The organism is Pelotalea chapellei (assembly GCF_018531195.1).
In the GTDB taxonomy this organism is placed as follows: Bacteria; Desulfobacterota; Desulfuromonadia; order Geobacterales; family Pseudopelobacteraceae; genus Pelotalea; species Pelotalea chapellei.
In genome coordinates this window covers 174,426-198,466 of the sequence record NZ_JAHDYS010000002.1, presented here as the reverse complement: position 1 = coordinate 198,466, position 24,041 = coordinate 174,426, and the positions used below count along the sequence as shown (strand labels likewise).

Annotated in this window: 19 protein-coding genes; 15 read left to right on the top strand and 4 right to left on the bottom strand. The window is 46.1% G+C overall.

The features are described 5' to 3' along the window. The first annotated feature begins 13 nt into the window (after positions 1–13). The 5 genes from KJB30_RS02790 (at position 14) to KJB30_RS02770 (ending at position 8,755) form a co-directional block, all read left to right on the top strand. Entirely contained in the window at positions 14–772 is a 759-nt protein-coding gene (locus KJB30_RS02790) for an HNH endonuclease (RefSeq protein ID WP_214296414.1), read from the top strand. 81 nt (positions 773–853) lie between these two features. Beyond that, positions 854–2,095, top strand: coding sequence for an SIR2 family protein (locus KJB30_RS02785; RefSeq protein ID WP_214296413.1), 1,242 nt, complete (start codon positions 854–856; stop codon positions 2,093–2,095). Further along, on the top strand, positions 2,092–4,824 hold the full coding sequence (locus tag KJB30_RS02780; RefSeq protein WP_214296412.1) for a hypothetical protein: 2,733 nt from the start codon (positions 2,092–2,094) through the stop codon (positions 4,822–4,824). Before KJB30_RS02785 ends, KJB30_RS02780 begins: the two co-directional genes overlap by 4 nt. A 470-nt stretch (positions 4,825–5,294) precedes the next feature. After that, the gene (locus KJB30_RS02775) at positions 5,295–7,448 is read left to right on the top strand and encodes an AAA family ATPase (RefSeq protein WP_214296411.1); all 2,154 of its coding nucleotides are present in this window, start codon (positions 5,295–5,297) and stop codon (positions 7,446–7,448) included. After that, on the top strand, positions 7,445–8,755 hold the full coding sequence (locus KJB30_RS02770) for an McrC family protein (protein ID WP_214296410.1): 1,311 nt from the start codon (positions 7,445–7,447) through the stop codon (positions 8,753–8,755). The genes KJB30_RS02775 and KJB30_RS02770 overlap by 4 nt, the downstream gene beginning before the upstream one ends. An 88-nt stretch (positions 8,756–8,843) precedes the next feature. Here the strand turns inward: KJB30_RS02770 and cdd are convergent, their stop codons facing one another. The 4 genes from cdd to KJB30_RS02750 all read right to left on the bottom strand — a co-directional run bounded on the left by cdd (position 8,844) and on the right by KJB30_RS02750 (position 13,291). Further along, positions 8,844–9,275: a cytidine deaminase gene (cdd, locus tag KJB30_RS02765; RefSeq protein WP_214296409.1), complete on the bottom strand. Its 432-nt coding sequence runs from the start codon at positions 9,273–9,275 to the stop codon at positions 8,844–8,846. After that, a complete protein-coding gene (locus KJB30_RS02760; RefSeq protein ID WP_214296408.1) occupies positions 9,265–10,500 on the bottom strand; it encodes a hypothetical protein in 1,236 nt (411 codons plus the stop codon). Before KJB30_RS02760 ends, cdd begins: the two co-directional genes overlap by 11 nt. 26 nt (positions 10,501–10,526) lie before the next feature. Beyond that, the gene (locus KJB30_RS02755; protein ID WP_214296407.1) at positions 10,527–11,603 is read right to left on the bottom strand and encodes an HAD family hydrolase; all 1,077 of its coding nucleotides are present in this window, start codon (positions 11,601–11,603) and stop codon (positions 10,527–10,529) included. A 239-nt stretch (positions 11,604–11,842) separates the two neighbouring features. Continuing rightward, complete coding sequence (locus KJB30_RS02750; RefSeq protein WP_367618914.1) at positions 11,843–13,291, bottom strand: sigma-54 interaction domain-containing protein; 1,449 nt, start codon at positions 13,289–13,291, stop codon at positions 11,843–11,845. Positions 13,292–13,853: 562 nt separating this feature from the next. On the opposite strand from KJB30_RS02750, the gene KJB30_RS02745 reads away from it, so the two are divergent. The 10 genes from KJB30_RS02745 to KJB30_RS02700 all read left to right on the top strand — a co-directional run bounded on the left by KJB30_RS02745 (position 13,854) and on the right by KJB30_RS02700 (position 23,991). Beyond that, positions 13,854–14,570 (top strand): TnsA endonuclease N-terminal domain-containing protein, encoded by a 717-nt coding sequence (locus KJB30_RS02745; protein WP_214296405.1) that lies wholly within the window; start codon positions 13,854–13,856, stop codon positions 14,568–14,570. Then, a complete protein-coding gene (locus tag KJB30_RS02740) occupies positions 14,567–16,516 on the top strand; it encodes a TnsB C-terminal domain-containing protein (protein WP_214296404.1) in 1,950 nt (649 codons plus the stop codon). Before KJB30_RS02745 ends, KJB30_RS02740 begins: the two co-directional genes overlap by 4 nt. Positions 16,517–16,747: 231 nt before the next feature. Continuing rightward, entirely contained in the window at positions 16,748–17,683 is a 936-nt protein-coding gene (locus KJB30_RS02735) for a TniB family NTP-binding protein (RefSeq protein ID WP_214296403.1), read from the top strand. A 13-nt stretch (positions 17,684–17,696) separates the two neighbouring features. After that, entirely contained in the window at positions 17,697–19,583 is a 1,887-nt protein-coding gene (locus KJB30_RS02730; RefSeq protein WP_214296402.1) for a TniQ family protein, read from the top strand. Positions 19,584–19,797: 214 nt separating this feature from the next. Further along, positions 19,798–20,139 (top strand): Xre family toxin-antitoxin system antitoxin, encoded by a 342-nt coding sequence (locus tag KJB30_RS18355; protein ID WP_214296549.1) that lies wholly within the window; start codon positions 19,798–19,800, stop codon positions 20,137–20,139. An 11-nt stretch (positions 20,140–20,150) separates the two neighbouring features. Beyond that, complete coding sequence (locus KJB30_RS02720) at positions 20,151–20,891, top strand: metallophosphoesterase family protein (RefSeq protein ID WP_214296401.1); 741 nt, start codon at positions 20,151–20,153, stop codon at positions 20,889–20,891. A gap of 37 nt (positions 20,892–20,928) precedes the next feature. Continuing rightward, positions 20,929–21,516, top strand: coding sequence for a 5' nucleotidase, NT5C type (locus tag KJB30_RS02715; protein ID WP_214296400.1), 588 nt, complete (start codon positions 20,929–20,931; stop codon positions 21,514–21,516). 846 nt (positions 21,517–22,362) lie between these two features. Then, on the top strand, positions 22,363–23,163 hold the full coding sequence (locus KJB30_RS02710; RefSeq protein ID WP_214296399.1) for a metallophosphoesterase: 801 nt from the start codon (positions 22,363–22,365) through the stop codon (positions 23,161–23,163). Between the two features lie 106 nt (positions 23,164–23,269). Continuing rightward, positions 23,270–23,767, top strand: coding sequence for a hypothetical protein (locus KJB30_RS02705; RefSeq protein WP_214296398.1), 498 nt, complete (start codon positions 23,270–23,272; stop codon positions 23,765–23,767). Then, positions 23,764–23,991: a chorismate mutase family protein gene (locus tag KJB30_RS02700; protein ID WP_214296397.1), complete on the top strand. Its 228-nt coding sequence runs from the start codon at positions 23,764–23,766 to the stop codon at positions 23,989–23,991. The genes KJB30_RS02705 and KJB30_RS02700 overlap by 4 nt, the downstream gene beginning before the upstream one ends. The last annotated feature ends 50 nt before the right edge of the window (positions 23,992–24,041 follow it).

The following is a 24,041-nucleotide window of genomic DNA, read 5'->3' as shown; positions in this document are numbered from 1 at the left end:
GGGTAAGATCCGCATGAACACCCTTGAACGTGCCCTGATCGAAAAAGTCGGCCGGGAAAATGGCTGGGAAAATGTCATCGAAAGTTATGACCCCATTGTCGTATTGGCTTCTGCGCGTCATCAGGCTCAACTCAGCGTAACTCCTTCCACTACTGCTAGCAGCTTCCTTCTTCAGATCTCCTCTGACCTTATTCATCAAGAACTTATCCGGTCCCTAAACATTACCGTTCAAGAAGGCAGCAGAATCATAGTTCCAAATATTGATCAGCTTGCACGACTATTACACCGTACAGCAGAGCTTGCCCAATCATTGCAGAAACTGGCTATACAGACCTATGCTGACCGGGTCAAGGAGGCGCTTGAAAGAACCCTACCGAACAATACGGAGGTTGAGCGACTGGTCAAGCAGCGTGTCGGCCAGGACATCTTCCGTGAGGCCCTTCTAGACTATTGGGCCGGAGCTTGTGCGGTGACCCGAATCGATCTGCCTGAAGTATTGCGGGCAAGTCATGCAAAACCGTGGGCAGATTGTGATAGCGATGAAGAGCGCCTAGATGTATTCAACGGTTTTTTGCTATCGGCCAATCTTGATGCTCTTTTTGACCGTGGCCTGATTAGCTTTGATGTTACAGGGAAAATGATTTTTTCTCCAAAGCTATCTCCGCCGCACCTTTCTAACCTGCAATTGGAGGATGGGCTTTCTCTGCGCTGGCTTACACCAGAGCATGAACCTTACCTTGCTTGGCATCGATTAAAAATATTCCAAATGTGAAAACTGAGAAAACTGGTAAAGGGAAAGCAGCGATGATGAAGAAAGCAGCGGCGGAAGAACCAGAATTGTTTGAGTCTCTTTATGCGACAACGTAGATATACTAGAAATCAGTCCCAACCATTTACCGCTACCAGCGACCGCGTTATACCTTTAGGTGATGGTCTAGCCGCCATTCCAGAGCGGCTCCTTCTTGCGCACGCACGTGGTGAAGTTTTGTTCATAGCAGGTGCCGGTGTTTCAAAACCTGCCGGATTGCCAGATTTCCGAAAGCTTGTTCTTGATGTTTACGCCCAACTTGATTCAGCAGTACATTTGGTCATCGACAAAATCCCACATGATGCACATAACCAATGGCAGCCGAATTTATCCGGTTTAAATCATCAACAGTGTGCAGAGGTCAGAAGGTTTGTCCGTAAAGACTTTGACGTAGTTTTGGGAATGCTTGAGCGCAGAATGGATGATGTTCCCCATGCAAGAAGTCGCGTCAGAACCGCCATTGCAAATGAGTTGAGAAAAAAAGGAGTTAAGCCAGCTCCTATCCATCGGGCGCTAATGCAACTTGCTGATCGAGGTGGTGCATTAACAATCGCAACGACCAATTTTGACTTTCTTCTTGAAGAAACCAGCAGAAAGTCGAATCCCAAAGTTCAATCCTACGCTCATGGGGGTATACCTCGACCTAGTCGTAAAGAAGATTTCGCTGGAGTTCTCCATATCCATGGTTCTTTGGCTCCCGATCCCGCCAGAATTTCGGACCTCATCGTCACGGATCGTGATTTTGGCGAGTATTATTTACGCAGAAGGGTTGTCCCGGATTTTATCTATGATGCTGCGCGGTTGTTCAATATTGTGCTTGTCGGGTATAGCGCCAATGATCCACCGATGAGATACCTACTTAATGCTGTCGCCGCTGATGGTACACGTTTCGATGATCTTAAAGAGCGATTTGCCTTTGTTGCTTGGGATTCAGAGCCTGATCATGTTGAGCTTCAGGATTGGTATGGTCGAGGAATAACACCTATTCCATACTCTGATGCGAAAAGTCACGCCGCTTTATGTAGAACATTGGAGCGATGGGCAATTTTGTCGGCACATAATGTCAACAAAGTTCGCATTGATGCAGTGTTCAAAAGGATTGTCAGAAACAGTCGGAAATCTGTAAACGACTCGGAGCGCGATCTTGTCGATCACCTTGCTCGTCGGGCTGATAATAATGAGCGTGTACGTTTGGCCAAGTTGGCATCTCAAAGCGGTGCGGACATGGAATGGCTTGACGCTATTATGTCAATAATTAATGAAAATAGTACGGAGCCCCACCAATGAGACAATGGGGGGCACTTAATGGTAGAGAACTTGCGGCATATCGAGTGGCAATTGCTTTCTTAGAACACCGACTTGAGGAAAGAGAAACGGTTGAATGGGCACTTCGTCTTTACTCTAATGATGCTGTTAAACGAATGGCAGTCTATCAGCTGTTGGATCAGCGGCAGAGTCAAGGTATGAGAGAGCCATGGAATACTGCTTGGAGACTGATCGAAGATAGCTGGAATGATCCTACACTAGACGATCTCGACAGATTTGACATTTATAGCATCAAGCGGAGGTTGAACTCAGGGGAAAGGTCAGGAACCCTTGCCGCAGAAATCGCCAACTTTGTAAGGCCTCGTCTTGAACTTAAGCCATTATCAAACTTTCGGTTGTCATATCGTAAACCACCAAAACGTCCGAAGACCATCGAGGATCTTTTTTCGGCTACATTAGGTGGCGCTGAACTAGTCGATTTGACGGTCCTGAAACTCGCAGATATTAATGAAGCAGATTTTTTATGGTCTTTGGCATTTTATTTGGAAGCAGGAATTCATAGTGCTCTTGATACTGCAAAACGCATTGGTTGGGATGGAGAATATCGCTATTGGAAGATCGGGCGCCTCAACCGAGCCTATTATGTTCAACCTACTCGGCATGACCAGGGAGAAGATGAGCCAGATGCGTACAACCATGGGATAGCTCCATCGGTTAAGTTGCTTCATGCTGTCGTTGTCCGGCTTTCAGAACTCGACTTGAGCAGTGCCGTCAACTTTGTAAGAAGGCTAAAGGACATCAATTCTCCGTATCATATTCGTCTCTGGGCAGCCCTTTCATTCAATCCTCACATTACACCCGTCGTTGAAGTTGAGCAGTTCCTTGTCTCACTGAATGACCTAAGCTTCTGGGATTTGCATTATTATCCGGAAATTGCTGAACTCAGGTCGAGGCGTTTCAATGAACTTAATCAACAAACCAAAAAAAAGGTCATTTCTCGTTTTTTAAAGGGGCCTCCTCTCAATCATTGGCCAAAAGACGCCGAAGCCGAGCGAGTTAAGGATGCCCAATTGTATTGGGCAGTACGTGAACTTAAACGTATTGAGATTGCAGGAGGGCAGCTCTCTCCTGATATCCAGAGTTGGGTGGAACATACTATTCAAAAATTCCAAGAACTGCTTGAAATGACCCGTATTGACGAAGGTTTCCCTGAATCAGCCAAAGCAACATGGGTTAAACCACAACCCGATAGCAAGTATGATTTACTCGAAGGTGAAGAGAGGCTGAAGCTTCTCGAAAAGGCGTTATCAGCAGAACGTGATTGGAGTAGCAATCCTTCTGGTCGTGCTTCGGATTGGATCAGAGAGCAAGGGAACACGGAAAAAATAATTTCCGATATGGCAAGCACCTGTAATGGCGGGGGTAATTATCCTAAAGTTTGGGAAAAGTTCGGCTGGTCGCATTCTCCGAATAAGCAGGATTCAGGTCTCTCAGGAAGAGATGTTGTGGCAGAAGGTAAGCGTGTTCTTGCACTCATCATGCAATTGCCGGACGATACGATTCAAAGAGCCATCAACGGGATTTCACATTGGTTGTCTGTATGGGAAAAACAAGTGGCAAAAACTTCCGATTGTTACACGGTTTGGTTTAAGGTGTGGCAAATGGCCGTTGTTGCCACTAACAATGTGCCGCCGGCAGAAGAGGATTTGCACCTTAACGCAGTGGCGCATTTAAAGGACGACCAGCAACATAGGGACCTCGATACGTTAAACACACCCGCAGGAAAACTGGTAGGAGTATTTTTGGCTGCATGCCCAAATCTCCATAAGGCGGCCAATCGACCATTCCGTAGTAGCAGTCCTTTGCGTAAAATGAGAGAAGCTATTTTCCACTCAACTGGCAACTCCTTGCTAATAGCTAGACATCGCCTGGTAGAATGCTTGCCATATTTTATGAGTGCTGATCCTGGCTGGACTCGTAAGCATTTGATCTCTCCATTGACTGAAGACAACACAGATTCCTTGCCCCTCTGGCGTGCTATCGCTCGTCGTACTCACTTCAAGGAAGTTCTTGCGATTATTGGCAATACAATGGTTATGCGAGCTTTTGACATAAGGCTTGATCGTGACACACGACACTCCCTGGTTTTTAGCATCATGGTTGAGTGCCTTCATGCTTATCTCAATGGCCGTGATCCAGTTGTCCCGCGTGCAAATATTCAACAAATGATTCGGTCATTAGAAGATGAAGTTCGTGCCTATGGTGCTGAAGCCGTGCAACGCTTTATACATGACATGTCTAACGTAAGGACGGGGGAGGCTGTTCATTCACCAGAAGAACTGTTCAAATCAGCGGCAAAGCCATTTCTGCAAGAGGTTTGGCCACAGGAGCGTTCTCTTGTTTCCCCAGGAGTCAGCAAGGCATTTGCTGAAATTCCATCTGTGTCGGGCGAAGCGTTTGCCGATGCCGTCAAAACAATTGAACGCTTCTTGGTGCCGTTTGATTGTTGGTCAATGGGTGATTATGGGTTATATGGCGAAGAGGGTGATCAATCCAAGCTATCCAGAATAAATAATGAGAAAAAAGCCAAAGCTTTTTTACAGCTTCTTGATGCAACAGTAGGTACATCTGAGGGTGCCGTAGTGCCGCATGACCTAGGTATGGCTCTGGATCAAATCGGTAAGGTTGCTCCAAATCTTATCGAAGATCGAGTTTTTCGTCGATTGGCGACTGCTGCTCGAAGAGGATAAAACTTGGCAATGCATCTCGAAATTCTCGAGCGATTTGGATTTGAGTGGTGCTGCCATTGTGAAAAAAAGGCTCTTTTAGAATCATGATATTTTGTATATGGACACAACCACCTCCTGGATAAAACCACCAAACGCCATCGGCGGGCCATCTGGCCGTTCAAGCCCCATGCATCAGCCTTTACGGCAAAATGCTCCCTGGAATCACTAATGTCACAGACAGGGCTCGGTACTACAGCTTCTATCCGTGGGATGTCTGATCACTAGAGAAGAACGGTCACCGTTATGGTGATACCTTCATTGCCTTATTCCACAAAACAGACGGTTTGTTTACTCATATAGCCCAAAGACATGCAAATTCATGCAATTGACGAATGAGCAACCAAAAGGGATTGCAGCCGCTTATTTTGTAAAGAGAGAATCTGACAGAGAGCAAATCGCAATTTAATTTCGGGTAATCACACGGAGTTTACATGATTAACATCGCCGAACTGAAAAAGCTCTTCCTGAGTGAGTTTCCGGAGTTCAAGACATTTGCTGACTGTGGAACCGGCTACACCGATGGAGAGGATCATTACAAGCGGGTTACGTCACAACTGTTGCACGACTTGTTTGACGAGTGGGTTGCAGCGGACTCCGGAGCGCTTTCGGTTCAGGACTTCAAAGAAAAGCTAAAACAGCTCCTTGTAAAAAAACTACCAGGGCTCAGCTATCCGCAAAACTTTATCAGCTGGCGGGACGAGGCGCTTTTCTACAATGAAATCCTTGCCACCGAAGCATCAACCCGTGCCTTCATGTCACTGCTTCATGCACTGTGGAAAGCGGCTGGCACCGACCTCACCATAGACGAACCGCTGCAGAACCTTCTTGCATGGCTCAAGGAAAACGGCAGCCCAGCTTTCATAAGCAAAGCAATACCTACCTTCTTTCTCTGTTTCTGGAATCCTAAGCAACACATCTTCATCAAGCCGAGCATCTTTGATGGTTTCCTACGGCGCATCGGTGAAACGCACCTTGGTGGTGGCAAGTTTCTGACGGTCGCTGAGTATAAGCGCGTCCTTGCCCTAATGGATACACTGAAGGAAGAACTGGCCGAATTTCAGCCAAGAGATATGATTGACCTTCAGTCCTTCTACTACAGCGTGCAAAGCGCCAAGGAGAATAAGCCGGTAGCTGCCACTCCTCCGGCACACACCACTGCGGGAACACCGTCGGCAAGTGATGCACCAACGCCGGCGGCGGCGCTGATCATTCCATTAAACCTGATTCTGTACGGCCCACCGGGGACAGGAAAGACGTACTTGTTGCAGAACGAGTATTTCCCCCTTTTTACCACCAGCAAGACCCAGCAGTCCCGGGAATCATTTCTGGAGAAACTTGTAGCGGAACTATCATGGTGGCAGGTGGTGGCACTGGTGCTACTCGACTTGAAAAAAGCTCGAGTGCCGGAAATCTATCAGCATCCTTTACTCCAGGCCAAGGACAGGATCATGGCACAGAAAAACTCACGCGCCATGATTTGGGCTATGCTACAGACACACACCGTGACGGATTGCCCGCATGTCCTGTACACCAAGCGCCTTGAACCTTTGATTTTTGCCAAGGATTCCAGTGGCAGTTGGACAGTTGACGCAGAGTTGGTCCAAACGGAAGTACCGGAGCTACTTTCCTTTCAACAGGCAATTGCCAAATTCCAGCCTGCAGAAGAGGAAGTCCAGCGCTACAGCTTCCTGACCTTTCATCAATCATACTGCTATGAAGAATTTGTGGAGGGAATCAAGCCGGTTGTCGATGCAGAAGTAGGCGGAGCCATCGGCTATGCGGTCATGGACGGCATCTTTAAGCAGGCCGTAACCAAAGCCATGGCCGACCCGCAGCAGCCCCACGCCCTGTTCATCGATGAAATCAATCGTGCCAATATCTCAAAGGTGTTCGGTGAGTTAATTACGCTTCTTGAGGCCGACAAGCGGATGAGTTGGGATGCTGCTGCAGAGCAATGGACCGGTGGTCTCCAGGTCCGTCTCCCTTATACCCACTCTCAGAATCCGGCTGAGCCTCTGTTCGGCGTACCAGACAACCTTTATGTCATTGGCACCATGAACACGGCAGACCGTTCGATTGCACTGCTCGATACGGCACTGCGCCGCCGCTTTGAGTTCCGGGAAATCATGCCTCGTCCTGACGTTATTCGCCTGGCCGGTATTGCAGACATCCCAACACCTGACGGGGAGGACACAATTGACCTAGAAAAGCTCCTGGAGGCGGTCAACGACCGTATCGAGTTCCTTTATGACCGTGATCACCGTATCGGGCATGCATATTTCCTGGGGTTGAAGTCCTATGAAGACCTTGAACGGGTGTTTTTGACCAAAATCATTCCGCTGCTGCAGGAATACTTCTACGAGGACTGGGAGAAGATTCAACTGGTATTCGATGATCTCGAAGATACGACAGACACAGACGGACGACCAAAATCGAAAGAGAATGCCATCATAAGCTACCGGCTGGTACGAGTTGGCTCACTATTTGGTGCCAGTGATTCACATCTCTCCGCCCGTAGAATCTATGAGGTTCCACCGCAGATTGCGCCTGAGTCGATTATGAAAATTTACAAGGGCGAATTGTGACCCTTAAAGACCCAAATACAATGGTCCTGCGTGAGTTCGAGAGCTGTCTTATCGGGTCACGTTGGTCATCAACGACCAAGACGATTACCGCTCGAGAACTATCGGTAATCAGTACGTACCAGGAGCAGACAGGCAACAAACTGTTTGCATTCGGTTATCGCAGTATAAAGGCCACAAACTGGGTCGGTACCTTCGGTATAGGCGACAAGTCGATTGAAGTTATCCCTAAAATCGACTCTTCGGCCGAACTGCTTCCAGATGCGCCAACTCGAGAAAATCTTCTGACCATGGTGGCAGCAGCCGGGTATGTGTCATTGGCCCGCTCGGAAATCGCCAGGTTGACCTATGACAGCAAGCCTTTATTGGCAGCATTCCTAGATCTGTACGTCGATAACCTTGCCCGCGAGTGGCGCCGTGGCCCGATTAAACGCTATGTCACTCTCACTGAAAACCGCCAGTATCTCAGGGGGAAGCTTCTTATACCCGAGCACATCAAGTTGAATGGCATCCAACAGCAACGTTTTTTCACTGCTTCTGACGAATTTGTCGAGGACAATACGGTCGCACAACTCCTCAAAGCAGCACTACACCGCTGCCAGCGGCAAAAACTCTGTGAACAGGTCTCGCGGAAGGCCAAGGGGCTAATGCCGGATTTCGAGACAGTTGCATTGATCGACTTTTCGGCGGGAGAGTGCGAGCGTGTATGCGTGGATCGCCAGATTAAGCGATTCGAGCCGTTGGTCAATCTTGCCAAGATTATCCTGCGGAATTGCTCTCCATCGTCCTCGCCTGCTGGTGATGCGGTATATTCTCTCATGTTCGACATGAACGAGGTTTTCGAACGCTTCATTGCCGCAGAGTTGCACCATGCACTGGCTGGCAGACCGGTAAATGTACAATCCCAGGTTAGCGGTAAAAGCCTGCTGAACCAAAACGGACGAGGACGATTCCGATTATGCCCCGACCTGGGGGTGTTTCATGGAAAGTCTACACTCTGCCTGCTGGATACGAAGTGGAAACGCCTCGATATGGACAAGTCTTATGCTAATGTTTCTCAAGCCGATATGTACCAGATGTATGCCTATGGCAAAGAATTCGACTCGCCTCGGACGGTTCTGCTGTATCCAAGGTTTTCAAACCTGGCTGACATTGTAGCAACATATGAGCACAACAATAGCGTGTTGGACTCTGATAGCGGCATCTCGAAGCAGATAGTAGTGGCTACGATTGACGTTTCGGCACCGTTGAACAGTCTTTCTGGCCGGCAGGCGTTGCATTATGATTTAACCAAAGCGGTTTTTGGATAACAGAGTCGGCTATTGAAACTGTTCTTCAGACAAGTCGTCAAGGCTGTTAATTGCCCCATCAATCTTTTTACCGACAGGCACTCTAACACTAGAGCTTGAAACTGAATGGCAAGAGCTCCTTGAGTTCAGTGGTTATAATTTCTCCCTTAAACTCAAAAATAACCATCATGTCATCGCCAAACTCATTGATTACTTCTCGGCAGGCCCCGCAGGGTGAAAAATCAGGATTACTTGCAGCAATCGCAATAGCCTCAAAATCCCCCGGCCGATAACCCATTGACACCGCCTTAACAATAGTGGCCCTTTCAGCGCATATGGTGAGTCCGTAGGACGCATTCTCAACATTGCAGCCGGTGATAATGCTGCCGTTTTTTGCCAGTAACGCAGCTCCGACCTTGAATCCAGAATATCGACAATAAGCGTTTTCCTTGGCCTTATGTGCTTGTGCCAGAAGTGTGTGATACCGGGAAATGGTATCGGCATCGCATCCATGGCTGGTGGATACATTTTTATCCTGCATATTCCTTCTCTCTTTCCTTGGTGCAGAAAACAACGAAGACCTCGTAGAGGGCGATGATGTCAATCAATTTAGGCCCTATCAGCTCCATATCAATAGCTCTATCGCCTTTCAAGCTGTCCCGAGGGATCAGGTAACCATGCAGCATGCGATTCCAGGTGACCGGGCGTTTAGAGGCTTCGCTTAGTTTTTCCAGTGCATCTGCAATTGATTGCTCTCGTTCTTCCAGCCAACCTGTGCATGGACGTTCATTGAAGCGGGCACTGTACCAATCCACATCAAAGACCATCATGTCGGGCTTCCTCCCTATGGAAGAATGAAAGTCTTCATATTCAGCACTAGTGAGAAAGCGATAGTACGCCAATCGTTCTTCTTTGGCCCATCCGCCAAATTCGAGATAGATCCTGAAATCTAGCGGCGTTGCAAGTATTGAAACAGAGGCGCCTCGTATGCCCAGACGGATCTTCCCCAGATCATCTCTGCGCGGTACTAGTGGCATCCAGATATATGCGCTGGTTGTATCTATTGTCGTTAGAACATCCGTACATAGAAAATCTGCTTTTTCTGCTATCCACCCACGTAATTCGATTTGTAATGATGCCATTGCCCTTCTTAGTTCGAACATGTTCTCAAAATGCGTGGTCGTTATGCCTTTGAATTTCTCGCTGCAGACTTTAGGCATAGTTTCATCAACGGCTCTTGTCATGTAATCAGCGGTAGTCTCAAAAATGGTGCCGATGATACCCCCGGGACTCTGATCCTTTGCTCTTGAATACATGGATTTAAATTGGTCTGGAGAAAGCTCGTTCCAGATGTACAGCATCATCTCTTCAACAACAGCCTGATGTTTTGTAATGTAATCGAGGTCCAGCGAGTGAACCACATCATTCCGTACCCCTTTGAAGTTAAGCAGCCTCCCGATGTGACCATATCGATTGCTGCCAATCGGTTTTTCTTTTCCGTGATCGTCGAAAACCTTAAAAATATTACTGTACTTCTTGATAGAGTCAGTTGACAGGCTTACCTCATCCAAGGCCAGGATCTTCTTGTCGAGGGTAATATCGCTGGATTCGTTTGATTTAAGACGCTTCGATTGAGTGTCATACTTCTGGTTGATCACCTGCTCGAACAGCACCGCTGACAGGTAAATGGCCAGATACCCGTAGCCTAAGCGATAGCGGCCGATCATATAGTTGGCTAACCGAGCTTCTTTTGAGAGTTCCGCCATAATATCTCCAGAATCAGGTAGTGATTTTACTGGGCGTAGCGCCAGAACTGTTTGGCTGCGGATGTACAATCGTTTTCGCGGCCGTATTCTCCTGCTAGCGGTGTCTGGAGGGCATTGATGAATTCTTCTTCAGTGCGACATGTTGCTGCATTTTTAACCAACACGGAAAAAGCAGTGGAGTGACTTGCTTCATTCCAGGAAATAGCAGCAATGTTTCTACAGAGGTTATTCATGTATGAGCAATAGGAGTCCGCTGAATTGGAAGTCAAGCCATTACGAACCAGAAAAGCATGGTAAGCATCTCGCTGTCCACTTTGAGAAAGCGTACCAGCAATAATCGTATCGAAAGGGGCATCCTCCCTGCGAATGTTCCAGATCTTATAACCACAAAAATCATTCAGCGTGTAATGGGGATAGCGAGCAATCGGTTGCAGCACAGCGGCAAGATTTTCCGCACCCTTGGGCTGCTCAATGATTACATCAACATCTGGACGTAACTCATCATGGGGGTTGAATCCAATGCTTAAAGCACAATGGCCAGCAACGGCTCGGTCATTTCTGCCATCACCTACAAAGAGGCACTCATCAGCGGATATCCCCAAGTCCCTGCTGAGGATCTCCAGCACAGACTTCTTGTGGGCAAAATCCGTAGGCATTACATTCCAATGGCGGACAGTCCCATCCTGATTCCAAAAATATTCTGCTGACGCAAAGCAGTGCTCGATCTTGTAGTCAATAGCTGCCCTGTCGGCAAGAGCCTTCAAACCACCAGAGATAATAGCGATATTAATCCCCTGCAGTCGAAGGGCTTCAAAGGTCTCTGCGACGCCAGGGTAGTAGTCGATGGAGTTGATCAGTGACTCGAGCTGATTTCGCTTTAGGCCATACTTCTGATGGATCTTCAGGGTGTCAATTACCCACTCTGAATAGCCAGCGTACTTTCCGGCATAAAACTTTTCGCGATTGCCATCATCTTCTTTGGCCGCGTCTGGACCACAAAGGTTGCAGATTACTGCCCACAGACTTGGGAAATCTTTCCCTCGGTATGAGTTGCGGAAAATGGTGCCTTCAAGGTCGAATACCGCTAATTTTATTTTTTTCATTACGGTTACCCTTTGTGTTTGTTGGATGGATTTAGCGGCCTCAAACATTGGGCCCATAAAGCGGCAATATATGCCAATTCTGAATCTAATATTGCAGAGAGTGAAGGAATCGAAATTTCAGTAAAGAGTTTACTATTTCCATAAGCTTCCCTGTCAGTTAGACAGTTCAAAAGTAGAGTTTCTGGTGTAGTTTCCATGTATTCAGCGAGCATGCCTTCTATAGAGCAACCACCGTGCCACTATTGTTCCAGACCATATTTTACAAGCCAATTAGTTAGGGTTTGATAGTTCGACAAGCCCAGCTTCTTTGCGGCTTTAGACTTATTTTCACCTGTCTCTTCCATTGCCCTCGCAAGGTAATGCCGAGCGACCTCGCTAATCACTTCCTGAATATTGAACCCTTCACTGATGGAGCGGTTAAGGACATACTCCTTCGGCACAGAATCCACAGAAAACAAGGCTTCGCGTACATCATCAGCCTGAATTGTGTCACCTGCTGTCCACACCGATGCACGTCTGAGAGTATTCAAAAGCTCTCGGACATTTCCTGGCCATGGATGGGAAAGCAGAAGATTTCTTGCGGTAGAAGAAATTTTTTTATGAACCTTTTTATTGGGTTCGCTGTCGTCATTTTCAAGGAAGTAATCAATCAAAAGACTGATGTCACCTTGTCGTTCCCTCAGTGGTGGGATATGCAGTACTGCGACTGCCAAACGGTAAAAAAGGTCAGCACGGAACCGCTGTTCAGCTATTTCTGTCAACAGTGATCTGTTGGTGGCGGCGACAATGCGAATATCAATACTTGTAGGTTTAGTATCACCAACCCGCGTAACTTCTTTTTCCTGAAGCACCCGTAAAATCTTCACCTGAGCTGCCAACGGCAATTCACCAATCTCATCCAGAAATAAAGTGCCACCATTGGCCGTTTCGAAATACCCCCTACGATCGCTCACTGCACCGGTGAACGCACCCTTTTTATGTCCAAAAAATTCTGATTCAACAAGCTCCTGGGGTATTGCACCGCAGTTGACCGCCACAAAACGTTTGGAGTGTCTGGGGCTGGTCTTGTGGATGGCGCGGGCAAGAAGCTCCTTGCCGGTTCCTGACTCGCCTTCGATTAGCACAGGAACAGATCGCGGCGCAGCAAGGCGGGCTTTGGCAATAAGGCGCTGCATGTTTGGACTGCGATGAATGATGTTGTCAAACTCAGGAGCATTAGGCGGGAGACCGGCAGTCAGTTGCTCTAATCGTTCATCACTGCGGGTTAGCAGGGATGGAATGAACTCAGCTGATATATCAAAAGGGACATTGGCGATCTTCACACCATGCTCTTTGGATGATTCTATCAATTGTGCTGAAAATTGAGTTTTTGCCAGCAGAATCCAGACTGCAGCCATAGCTGGGGTGCCGGGGCTGAGATGAAATGTCAGTTCCGCATTGTAATTGCACGCATCAAGACATTCCATGATGGTCTTAACGGCAGTTTCGTATATTTCGCCGAAGTTGGTCGGGCTGGTAAGTGTTGCCTGATGAAGGGTGGTGGGTATTTTTTTTATTCCGCTGAGCCAACGGAGGTATTTATCGATTTCAATTTTAGGGTAGTCGAAGATAAGGACAGCTTGATCAAAAGAAATGCTTCCAATGGCCTGAGCAATTGGACCCAAGCCGATCGTGGCGCTTTCTTCCACCGCCCGTAGATCGGTTCTGCCTATCCATGAGATGAGGATTTTATTCACGATGAAAGCTGTATAAGAAAAGTACTAATCCAGCAAGATAATTTATGATATCTGCTTGCCAGAAGTTTCACCCCTTCGGATTTTTCCTCTTAATTGAGCCAGCCATTTGAAGCCACATCCAAATTACTCCTCTCTTCTTTAAGCCTCTATGCATCAAAATTTTTAAGTAATTGTCGAGGTGTTAAATAATAGGCCAAAGGTAGTAAGAATAAATATACTATTAACAATAACAAGATAATTTTTTTATAAAACTAATAGCTTCACTATTAGTGAATATAATCAACTTTAAACTAAAATAATCAACTAATAAAAAATAATATAACCATAATAAATAAAGCAAAATTTTTTTATCATCACTTGAATAATTTTGTTCATGTGATATTAATTTTTATACTATATAAAATTTTAGTAAATATCTAAGATAGGTACTCTTGTACCACATAATTTTATTATAAATATCCATATAGAGAGATATCAAAAACTAACTTACAGCAGAACCTGCAACGGGGGCATTATGAAAACACCTCCTTCTCGAATAATCTTTCCCGCACTTGGACAGCTGCGAGCGCGGAAAGTAATTTCGGTATCTAATCACGGGCATGTATATAAATTCCCCACCATTAAATTCATTCGCAACATGCATATAGACCACGGACTAGAAAGAGCTCGTGCCACCATTTTAGAAATGGATCCTGATGTGATTATTTTCTGGGAACAACCTTTTGCGATTGAATATGTAGATGATGAGGGCCACATCCGGGTACTTTATCCGGATTTTTTAGTTTTTAGAGCTGATGGTTCTGTCATCGTAGAGGAGGTGAAACCAGCTTCAAAAGCAATAACACCTGAAAACGAGAGCAGGTTTAAGATTGAAGAAAAAGTCTTAATGCAACATGGGTTCGGTTTTGCCGTTGTTACAGATGCTGTCATGAAAAGTGACCTCCGGCTCCATAACTCACAAAAGCTGCTTCGCTATCGTAGAATAGCTGTCGATGGTGTAATGCGAGAAAAAGCCATAGATGCTTTAAGAAAATGCCGCCTTTCTGGCCTCCAACTGATGCAAAGGGTGTCGGGCTTAACGGAGGAGTTATTACGAGCTCTCCTGTCTCAAGGGTTTATTTCAACGGACTTATCAGCTGCAATTAGCCTGGAATCGATCTTTGAGGCAGTAAGGCGTCCGAGAGAGCTATCAGAGTTTCAGCAAGAGATACTACCGAGATTACCTTCATGAGCCAATATTCTTTTATCCCAGGCGTAAGAATCCGTATTTATAAGGCCATTCATCAACTTCGCCGCAAACTTGAAGGAGAACGATGGCAGTTGGAAAAGGAGTTAGATGGTGAGTTAAAGATCATGACGGTGGAAGAACTTTTGGGTCTTTATCGGGAAGGGAATTTGCAATTTGTCAATTTTTATCAAGAGGGAATTGATGCTGAGGCTCTCGAAGAGAAGATCAAGAAGAATTTCGGGGACTATGACATTAAACTCCAGCAGGAAGCAAGGAGAAGGCTTGGATACATTAAGGCGTTAAAAGATAGTTCAGGAACAGCTGCGACAAATGCGCTAAAAAAAGAAGCTGAAAAACAGAAAGATTCTGCACCTCCAAGCCTTTCAACAGTTGCACGATGGTCCACCTCACTTCGGACTTCACATCAAGACCCCTGCAGCCTCATCCCAAGCTTCAGCAGTCGTGGAAACAAAAAAGCACGTTATCCGGAAGAAGTTGCAGAGATTGCTTTAACTGAAATAAGAAGGCTCTACTTAAATGAAAATAAACGTTACTCGATAAATGAGACTTTATCAGCCATTCAGCACATGATCGCTTTAAAAAATGAAACTCTGCCTGTCCATTTGAAACTTCCTGTTCCCCAAAAGAAATTTGTCAGAAATTTAATTGCAGCCGTTGATGCATATGAGATTGCGAGAGCCAGATATGGGAAAAGAGCAGCAGATATTCGTTTCAGAGAAGCAAATCTATCTGGTGAGATCATTATGGAACCACTTGAGAGAGGGGAAATAGATCATACAACACTCGACCTAATTGTTGTTGATGCAGAAACCTTTCTACCACTGGGACGACCGGTCATAACCGTTATTATCGACCGTTGTACACGCGATATACTTGGTTTTCATATCGGATACGATCCCGCTAGTTATGTATCAGTGCAGAAGTGTTTGTCTCACGCAATAAAACCAAAAGATTATGTAAAAAAAAAGTACCCTGACATTGTGAATGATTGGCCCTGTTGGGGGTTGATTAACCTGATAGTGGTAGATAATGCAAAGGAGTTCCATAGTAGAGATTTTGAGGCTGCTATGCTGAATCTATTGATCGAGGTTAGGTATTGTCCGGTTCGCCAGCCATGGTGGAAAGGATCTGTCGAGCGATTCCTCAGGACAATGAATGAGGGATTAATCCACAAAATGCCAGGCACGACATTTTCAGACATACTAGAAAAAGGTGACTACAGCTCATTGAAGCATGCAGCTGTGACACAAGAACGGCTTGATGAGCTAATTCATATTTGGTTATGCGACGTTTATCATCAGACGGTACACCGCTCAACATTGAGAACACCGGCGGCCCTATGGCGAATGAGAATAGATGCATCTCTCCAAAAACTTCCAATGTCTACTGAAATGCTTGATGTAAATCTCGGCTCTATTGAGCAGAGGACACTTTTCCATTACGGCATTTCTCTTAATAATTTAACCTATAGCTCCCCTATGTTGCAGGTCCTACGTAGGAAATACGGGCAAATTGAAGTCCAGGTCAAATGGGACCGCAGTGATCTTGGATATGTGCACGTGCTAGATGAGCACGCAGGAGAATACCTGAAAGTTCCCTGCACATGGCTTTCGTATGCCTCAGGACTCAGTCTTTGGCTGCATAAAGCTATCCGCAAAGAAGCACTTTCTGATGAGGGGCCGGAGTCACAGGCAAAGTTGAATGCCGCAAAAGCACGTATACGAGCAATTTTTGAAGAGTCACTCAGCAGCAAAAAGTTGGCAACTCGAAAAACCGCAGCCAGGGGGAGGGAAAGTTTCGGAAATAAGTCTCTTGCGACGCCTGTTCCCGATGCCCTGCCATTCATAGGTTCCATAGAAGTAGGTGGGCCAGAGGACTATGAAATGGTTGAAATTCCTAATTATAAGGTAAGAAACGCGGAAGCCTGAGAAACGAATACGCGGTGCAATATGAACAAAATGGGCGTTGCCGTTGAGGCTATGAGAAAGTCTTGCACCGGTTGTTATTCTGTTACAAAAGTTCCGGTCGTCCAGATTCTCGATGAAACACATTCAACTGTGGTTGCCGGGTCCGAGCAAAACTATCGGATCATAATGGCTGACATGACATCTAATCATACTTTTTAGCATTTTTAGTTCAGCTGAAAAATGAGGTGCAGTATGAATGAACGGTTGGATCCTTTTATTGTTGATCATCAGTTTTTTCAGGAAGCCCAAAAAGAGTTGCAGTTATGTTACGACAGTTTTGGCCGTACACCAGATCCACGATGCACACCAATACTGGGCCCTTCAGGCTCTGGTAAAAGTACCATGGTCAAGGACTATATAGCCTCACTGGTAGGTGGCAGCCCAACAGAAAAGCTGGTTATCTATATTGAAACTCCTTCTTATCCATCCGCAAGAGGATTCGCATCCAAGGTGCTGAACGCAATAGGTGACCCTATGTATGATCGTGGTACGGTAGTTCAAATGACTGTTAGAATTGTTGATCTACTTGAAAAACTCGGCACGAGGTTATTAATTTTCGATGAGTTCCACAATCTCGTTGACAAGGAGTCTGCGAAGTTAAGCTATGCAGCATCTGACTGGCTCAAGGGACTGATTAATGAAGCTAAGATACCAACAGTCATTGTGGGCTTAGAAAGATGTCGGGAAATATTTATTATTAATGAACAGTTACAGCGGAGGTTTACCGAAGCCTATGTGATGGAGCCGTTCTACTGGAAGAGGACCGAGACACAAAACATGCTGAAGGGTTTTCTTAAAGCTCTTCAGCAAAGGTACACTTTTGCAGCCGGTTTGGAAATCCACGAGCATGAGGTCGCATTTAGGTTCTACTGTGCGACCGGTGGTTTGGTTGGTTATATAATGTCCATTGTTCGAGAAGCTGCCCGCCTTGCGACTGTAGACTCCGTCCCAATAACCATGGATCATTTAGCAACGGGGTACCTGACGGCGGTTTGTAATAACCGACTGGTTAAGATAAACCCTTTTACAGATCAAAATAGTAGCCGCATTGAGGCAGCGCTTTCTGTTGTGGAGGGATCTCAAAAAGCTGGTGAGAGGAAGTCGCGAAAGCAGCATAGACCTCGATAAAGAAGGAAAAGAGATGGCTATTTCGCATGTCATCCAAAAAACCGGGCCGATTCTGCCAATACCAAAGGTGGTACCCGACGATAATGAAAGTTGTAGGGGGTATATCATACGCCTGGCGGCTGCGACTGGTTACCCCTCCCCTACGTACCTTTTTCAGCTGGAACCCATATTGAGGTCCCCCCAAAACAAAAAAAAGGAGCAGATCGCCGAAAGCCTGATCAGGTTAATTGGGTTGAGTACTGAAGAAACAAAATTTTTGAACAATTCTTTGCTGGTAGGAGAGCACATTAGCGAGGTGCATTATTCAAATAGGATGAGAGTGTGTCCCGAGTGCCTAAAGGAGAAGGAAATCCTTGATTGTATGTGGGAGGTGGTTTTTGTTTCTGTCTGCCCATATCACCGTATTCTGTTGATTGATAAATGTCCTAAGTGCTCCTCTTACCTGAGCTGGAACATGACGCGAATAAAGTGGTGCAAATGCGGGTCCGATTTCACTCAGATGCAGACAGTGCCTGTGGACCCAACTCTGCTTTATTATAATACGAAGATGTGGGCCGCCATGGGCAGAGATGATATCCCTGACTCCCCTCTGCCAGACATCGATGACGAGCTGCTGAGCAGAATGGCACTTAATAAGTTGTGTGACCTGTACCGATTTCTGTACAGGATCGGCAGCAAGAACCAATTTAATACAAGTTCAAGGCTCAAAAGCATATCTGACGTAGTCAACGCCTTTCAGGTGATCCATTCTCTGTTGGCAGATTGGCCTTCTGGACTTTATCGATACCTTGAAAGCCTGCGAGATGAAAGTGGCGCCTTCAAAGGTGAGGGGCTACAACAATCTTTTGGCCACTTCTATCGGGGTTTATATGATGATGAGGAGTTTGAGTTTATTAAAGAGGCATTTGAGGATTATGTCCGTACCAAGTGGAAAGGAGTTATAGATGGAAAATATACTCGGATAACGTCTGCATTGAGATGTAATTACACTCTCATAGGCAATATGTCTAAAAAATTCAATGTAAGTAGAACTCGGCTGAACAAGCTGATTGATTCCGGACTAATGGTTGGTGAAAAGAAACCAAGAGCTAGCGGCCGATGCTACACCATCTTGAAACGGTGCGAAGTCGGTAGATTCAGCCGCTTAAAAAAATATTTGCTCAACAAAAAGCAGACATGTCAAATGATGGGGATCTCGCACAAGGCCTTTGATGTCCTAGTGACACACAATATTATAAAACCAATAACCAAAGCTGGATCCGGTGGATTTGCCTCGTGGTGGTGTGATAGCAGGAGGTTAAAGGTTCTCCTTCGCAAAATAATAGTGATGGTGCCGAAAACCAATCCACCGGCAGATGCTGTTTCATTTACTCAAATCTGTCAGGCGCACCTGACCACAGTCAATCTTTTGCCGGAGTTTCTACACTTAATAAAGGCGGGACAGATTCATGTGGCAGGAATGAACATTAATAAAACAGGTGGGCAGTTCCGATTATCGTCTTTGTTTTTTTGGCCTGATGAAATAGCAGAATTTCGTAAAAATTTTATTAAAAAAAATACCAGCAGAAAATCATATTCAATTCCTGAAATGGCTCGACTGATGAAGATAAAACAAGAGGTGGCCTACTATCTCATCAATCAGGGATATTTGCCGACTCACGAAGATCTTACACGTATGCAAAAAGGTCGTGTCGTGTCCTTTTCTGACATTGTAGCTTTTGAGCAGCTTTACATCCCTCTCTCGAAGATGGCTTCGATTCAGAGAACTAGCCCAGCAGCACTCTTCCGCCGGCTTGTGAAAATGGGAATACTACCGGCAATTGATGGTAAAAGAGACGGCTGCAGACAAATCTTCTATTATAGAAAAGAGCTACCAAGCACATATTTAAGAGAATTGTGAGCGGATTATGAGTGTATAGAGGGGACTATAAAGCCAACAAAGGCGGCCTAACTGCCACCTCCCGTCCCTTATTGAGGCTCGGTAACACGTGATAACGTTGACTGCTTATATACGCGATTTCAATGGTTGAGGTTTGAGGAATCATTTATGAGTTACCATGTGGTTGCTGAAGTGCTTGGAATTGAAGAACCACAAACGAATTTAGATTTGATCGATCTCGTGCGGCACGGACTGCCAAGCAGAGGAATTCTTCGCGTCCAATAAGCTGGGCATCTCTCCTGGCGAGTTAAGCAGATTCCTCCGCGTTTCCCTCAATACCCTACAGCGCTATAAAGGTAAAAAGCTCGACATCAACATGTCCGACCGGTTACTCACCGTCGCCCTGGTATATTCAAAGTGCGTGGATGTTTTCGGTTCGGAAGCGAATTCCGTTGCTTGGCTCAAGAGCTCCATATATGCCTTAGGCGGAGCGCGACCCTTGGACTACCTCGACACGAACGCCGGCGCCGAAATGATCATGAGTTTGCTTGGCCGTATCGAATACGGTGTCTATTGAAGGTGAAACAGATGGATGCGATTCAGCCAGAAAAACAAAATGAGAGGGCATGGGCGGAGGAAAGGTTCTCAAAGCCAATCACCCGGCGGCGCTTTGTTGTTGGTGATATTCATGGTTGCATAAAAACTTTTCAGAGAATGGTAGAGGTGATCTTGCAACTGAAACAGGATGATACCCTGTTCCTGTTAGGCGATTATATTGATCGGGGCCCTGATAGCAAAGGGGTGCTAGATTACTTGCTACAACTTTTGGAATCAAATTATGATATCCGCCCGCTCTTAGGAAATCACGAGGCAATGCTGTTGAATGCGATAGACGATGAATCTAAACGGCCCGTCTGGTACGGCAATGGTGGGTGGGCAACGATGCATCAATTTAACGTAGACTCACCAGAAACAATTCCGCAGCGCTACCAGGTTTTTCTGCGGCAATTGCCATACGTTTTAACCACAAATGACTATGTCTTCGTACATGCCGGACTGGATTTTCGCAGTAAAGATCCAATAAAAGATTCATCATCATATTATATGCTGTGGTCACGGGATTTCTTCATGGATGCTTCGAAGATTGAAGGCAGAGTTTTGGTTGCAGGTCACACCATGACGCCGTTATTTTCAATAAAGGAATCGTTGGCTACAAAACGCATCTCCCTTGATAACGGTTGCTTCAGTAAAGGTGAGATCAGTTACGGATCCTTGGTTGCCTTGGATCTGGATAAAAGAGAACTGCTGATTCAGGAGAATATAGAATAATGCCGGGAAGGCTTAGTTCTTAACAATTGGAGAACATATGAAAAAAAATAAAATAGCACTTTTTGATTTGGACGATACTCTTGCAGACTATTGCGGACAACTTCTCGATGATCTCCAAAAAATTGCATCAGAGTATGAACCGACACCTGAGTTATTTAAAGGACAACAATACATAGAAGCCCGACGACATGTAATTACTTCTCAAGCTGGTTGGTTCTTGAAGCTTAAAAAGCTCCAGCTTGGTTGGGATGTTTTGGAAATTGCGAAAGAGATAGGCTACTCCATCTCAATTTTGACAAAGGGACCATATGGTAAACACACTGCTTGGGCTGAAAAAGTCGAGTGGTGTAATCGCCATCTATCAGACTATATCGAAGGTGTCACCATAACACACCACAAAGGATTAGTGTATGGCGCACTCTTGGTAGATGACTGGCCCGAATACATAGAGCAATGGCTTGAACACAGGCCCAGGGGGCTTGTCATCATGCCCGCGCATGACTACAATACCAAGTTCACCCACCCGAACGTAGTCCGGTATGACGGCAGCAATATCAAAGATGTCAAAGCAGTAATGATAGCAAGATTTAAAGAACCCGCTTTGGCTGGGAAGGAAGAGGAGTGAAGTCCATTTAATCATTTCGATCAACAGTAGAAAAGAATGGGTAAAAACTGGCAACGCATCCCCTCCTCTGAATGACATCAAAATCTACTATTGTTATGTTCTACTCATTATTGTCTTTGTCTATAAAGATGAGACTGAGAGGGACCTCTTGACCCCGAAAATGAAAAACTGTGCACAAGGAAGGTAAGGAGAGGGACATGAGCCCAAAGAAACCGGTGATAGCAGGGAGGAAAAAGCAAATTTCTTTGAAACTCTCAGTGAATTAACAATTGGCGAAGCAACTAAGCCCATGCGTAAAATCGTAGGTCTCACTCAAAAAGAGTATGCGGAAAAAGTGTTAAAGATCTATCCGCGAGTACTGCCGAAAAAAGATAGAGGCAACCCCACCTTAGAGACTTTTGATAAAATAGCTAGAACGTTTGGACTCGAAATCGGCTTTTCAGGAAGAAGTAAAATGCGGAGCCAGTAACTTTTTGCCGTGTTTATAGTCAAGAATCTAATAAATAAGGTTTTTCCGTATAAAACCAAAAAATAGATTTTATGCGGAAAACGCTTTAAAAACAAAGTATTGTGGAGTTTATAACCATTTATACCCTTGTATACTTGGTTTTGAGTATAAACGTGTATAAATGGGTATAAATGGCTATACAGAGCTGTTGCGGAGATTAATAAAGTCATCGATCTCAGTATCAAAGATCCACCAGCCATCCTCGACATGGACATTGATCCAGTTGCCTCTCCTGTAACAACAAAAAGTTTTGCAAAGGTTTTGAGGCGGATCCTTCGTCGGCTGAAAGCTACACGATTTTAGATCAAAAACCATATGCGAGAACTGTGGGGGATGCCATGCGAATAGTCTGGCTGACTGACTTACACCTGAATTTCGTAGGCAGGGACAAGATTGAGGAATTGGTGGGTTCGATCCTTTCATATGGACCGGATGCCATCCTGTTAACCGGGGATACTTCTGTGGCTTCGTTCCTCCCTGGCCACCTGCGTGATCTGGCGGACGGGCTGCAGCTGCCGATCTATTTTATACTAGGCAACCACGACTACTACGGCAGCTCGATCCGTGCCGTAAATGTGCGCATAGCCTCACTTGCTGCCAGAACGCCAAACCTTGTATGGCTCTCGAAGGCCGGGGTGGTGCATCTCACCGCCGACACTTGCTTGATCGGCCATGAAGGTTTGGCCGATGGCCGCCTGGGTGACCCCTGGGGTTCAGAAGTGCAGCTCAATGACTATTATCAGATCGAGGAACTGGTGCAGCCATCCAAGGTTAGTCGCCTGGCGGTGCAGAACCATCTGGGGGATACCGCGGCGAGTCACCTGCGACATCAGTTAAAGGCTGCACTTGCGGCAGGTTACCGGAGAATCCTGGTAGCCCTGCATGCACCGCCGTTCGCTGAAGCCTGCTGGCACGAAGGGCAACTGTCCAGTTCGGAATTCCTGCCGCACTTTGCCTGCGGAGCCACCGGTGAGGTACTCAGAGCTGCAATGGAGCAACACCATGAGGTGTCGATGACCGTGCATTGCGGCCACACGCACAGTAGCGGCGAGGTGAAAATTCTGCCTAATCTGCAGGTGTTGACGGCCGGAGCGGAGTACTATCGACCCCAAGTTGTACATATCCTAGATGTGCTTTAGTGCTTTTGCCCAACGATGATTAGTTGAGAATTTGGGGCCTGGGAACAAATAGCGGCCGAAGATGGTGATGAAAGGATAAAGTAAAAACTGATCAAATGGACAACTCTTGACTCCCGAAAATGACAAACTACTGCGCAATCGCTATCCACTAATCTTCAAAGCTAACTTTTGGGGTTTTGAATGCGGTAACGGTTGGTTTGCGATTCTGGATGCGCTCTGCAACCAGCTAATAGAACCGGTGCGGCAGCTAGAGGAAGATTTGAAGAGCATCCTCGGCCCACGGTCGAAACTGCCGGAAAACCAAGCTATATGGAGCCGTGAACAGAGAAAGCAATCCAATGATGCCGCTCTCTCGGAATTGAAAATAGCATTGAGAAAAGCCCGCCGGAGAGCCGTCCCTGTGGCCGTCCAGGTTAAGGAAAAGTTTGGGGCTCTACGATTTCATGTCAAAAAAGGCGATGAGGCACAGCGAGCTTTGATCGGCATGGCTGAGAAGTTGGCTTTAAACACCTGCGAGGCCTGCGGGGCTACTAGTGGAGTGCAATTACACGAGATTGCTGGATGGTATAGCTATGCCGGCTGCATGCTGAGGAAAAGAGAATGACGGGTGAAATAAGTATTCAGCGTTGGGATATGAGCGTGTACATGATGTTGCAATCAGAGAGAAATCGGTGCACCGGAATGGTCGAACGTCTAAAGGCAGAGCTGGAGAAACAGCCTGATGTAGAGCGCCTTGAAAAACTGCTTCGTGATGTGAATGCCAACGAGGTAAGGGCGGCTACGATCAATGACATCTTGAGCAAGGCACCTGAAAAACTTGCTGGTTAACAGACATGCAATTTATTTTAGTATAAGGACACCCCCAATTTGGCCCATCT

Coding starts and splice junctions, on each gene's coding strand:
- KJB30_RS02790 (WP_214296414.1), top strand. CDS start 14: ATGAACACCCTTGAACGTGCCCTGATCGAAAAAGTCGGCCGGGAAAAT.
- KJB30_RS02785 (WP_214296413.1), top strand. CDS start 854: ATGCGACAACGTAGATATACTAGAAATCAGTCCCAACCATTTACCGCT.
- KJB30_RS02780 (WP_214296412.1), top strand. CDS start 2,092: ATGAGACAATGGGGGGCACTTAATGGTAGAGAACTTGCGGCATATCGA.
- KJB30_RS02775 (WP_214296411.1), top strand. CDS start 5,295: ATGATTAACATCGCCGAACTGAAAAAGCTCTTCCTGAGTGAGTTTCCG.
- cdd (WP_214296409.1), bottom strand. CDS start 9,275: ATGCAGGATAAAAATGTATCCACCAGCCATGGATGCGATGCCGATACC.
- KJB30_RS02760 (WP_214296408.1), bottom strand. CDS start 10,500: ATGGCGGAACTCTCAAAAGAAGCTCGGTTAGCCAACTATATGATCGGC.
- KJB30_RS02755 (WP_214296407.1), bottom strand. CDS start 11,603: ATGAAAAAAATAAAATTAGCGGTATTCGACCTTGAAGGCACCATTTTC.
- KJB30_RS02745 (WP_214296405.1), top strand. CDS start 13,854: ATGAAAACACCTCCTTCTCGAATAATCTTTCCCGCACTTGGACAGCTG.
- KJB30_RS02740 (WP_214296404.1), top strand. CDS start 14,567: ATGAGCCAATATTCTTTTATCCCAGGCGTAAGAATCCGTATTTATAAG.
- KJB30_RS02735 (WP_214296403.1), top strand. CDS start 16,748: ATGAATGAACGGTTGGATCCTTTTATTGTTGATCATCAGTTTTTTCAG.
- KJB30_RS02730 (WP_214296402.1), top strand. CDS start 17,697: ATGGCTATTTCGCATGTCATCCAAAAAACCGGGCCGATTCTGCCAATA.
- KJB30_RS02720 (WP_214296401.1), top strand. CDS start 20,151: ATGGATGCGATTCAGCCAGAAAAACAAAATGAGAGGGCATGGGCGGAG.
- KJB30_RS02715 (WP_214296400.1), top strand. CDS start 20,929: ATGAAAAAAAATAAAATAGCACTTTTTGATTTGGACGATACTCTTGCA.
- KJB30_RS02710 (WP_214296399.1), top strand. CDS start 22,363: ATGCGAATAGTCTGGCTGACTGACTTACACCTGAATTTCGTAGGCAGG.
- KJB30_RS02700 (WP_214296397.1), top strand. CDS start 23,764: ATGACGGGTGAAATAAGTATTCAGCGTTGGGATATGAGCGTGTACATG.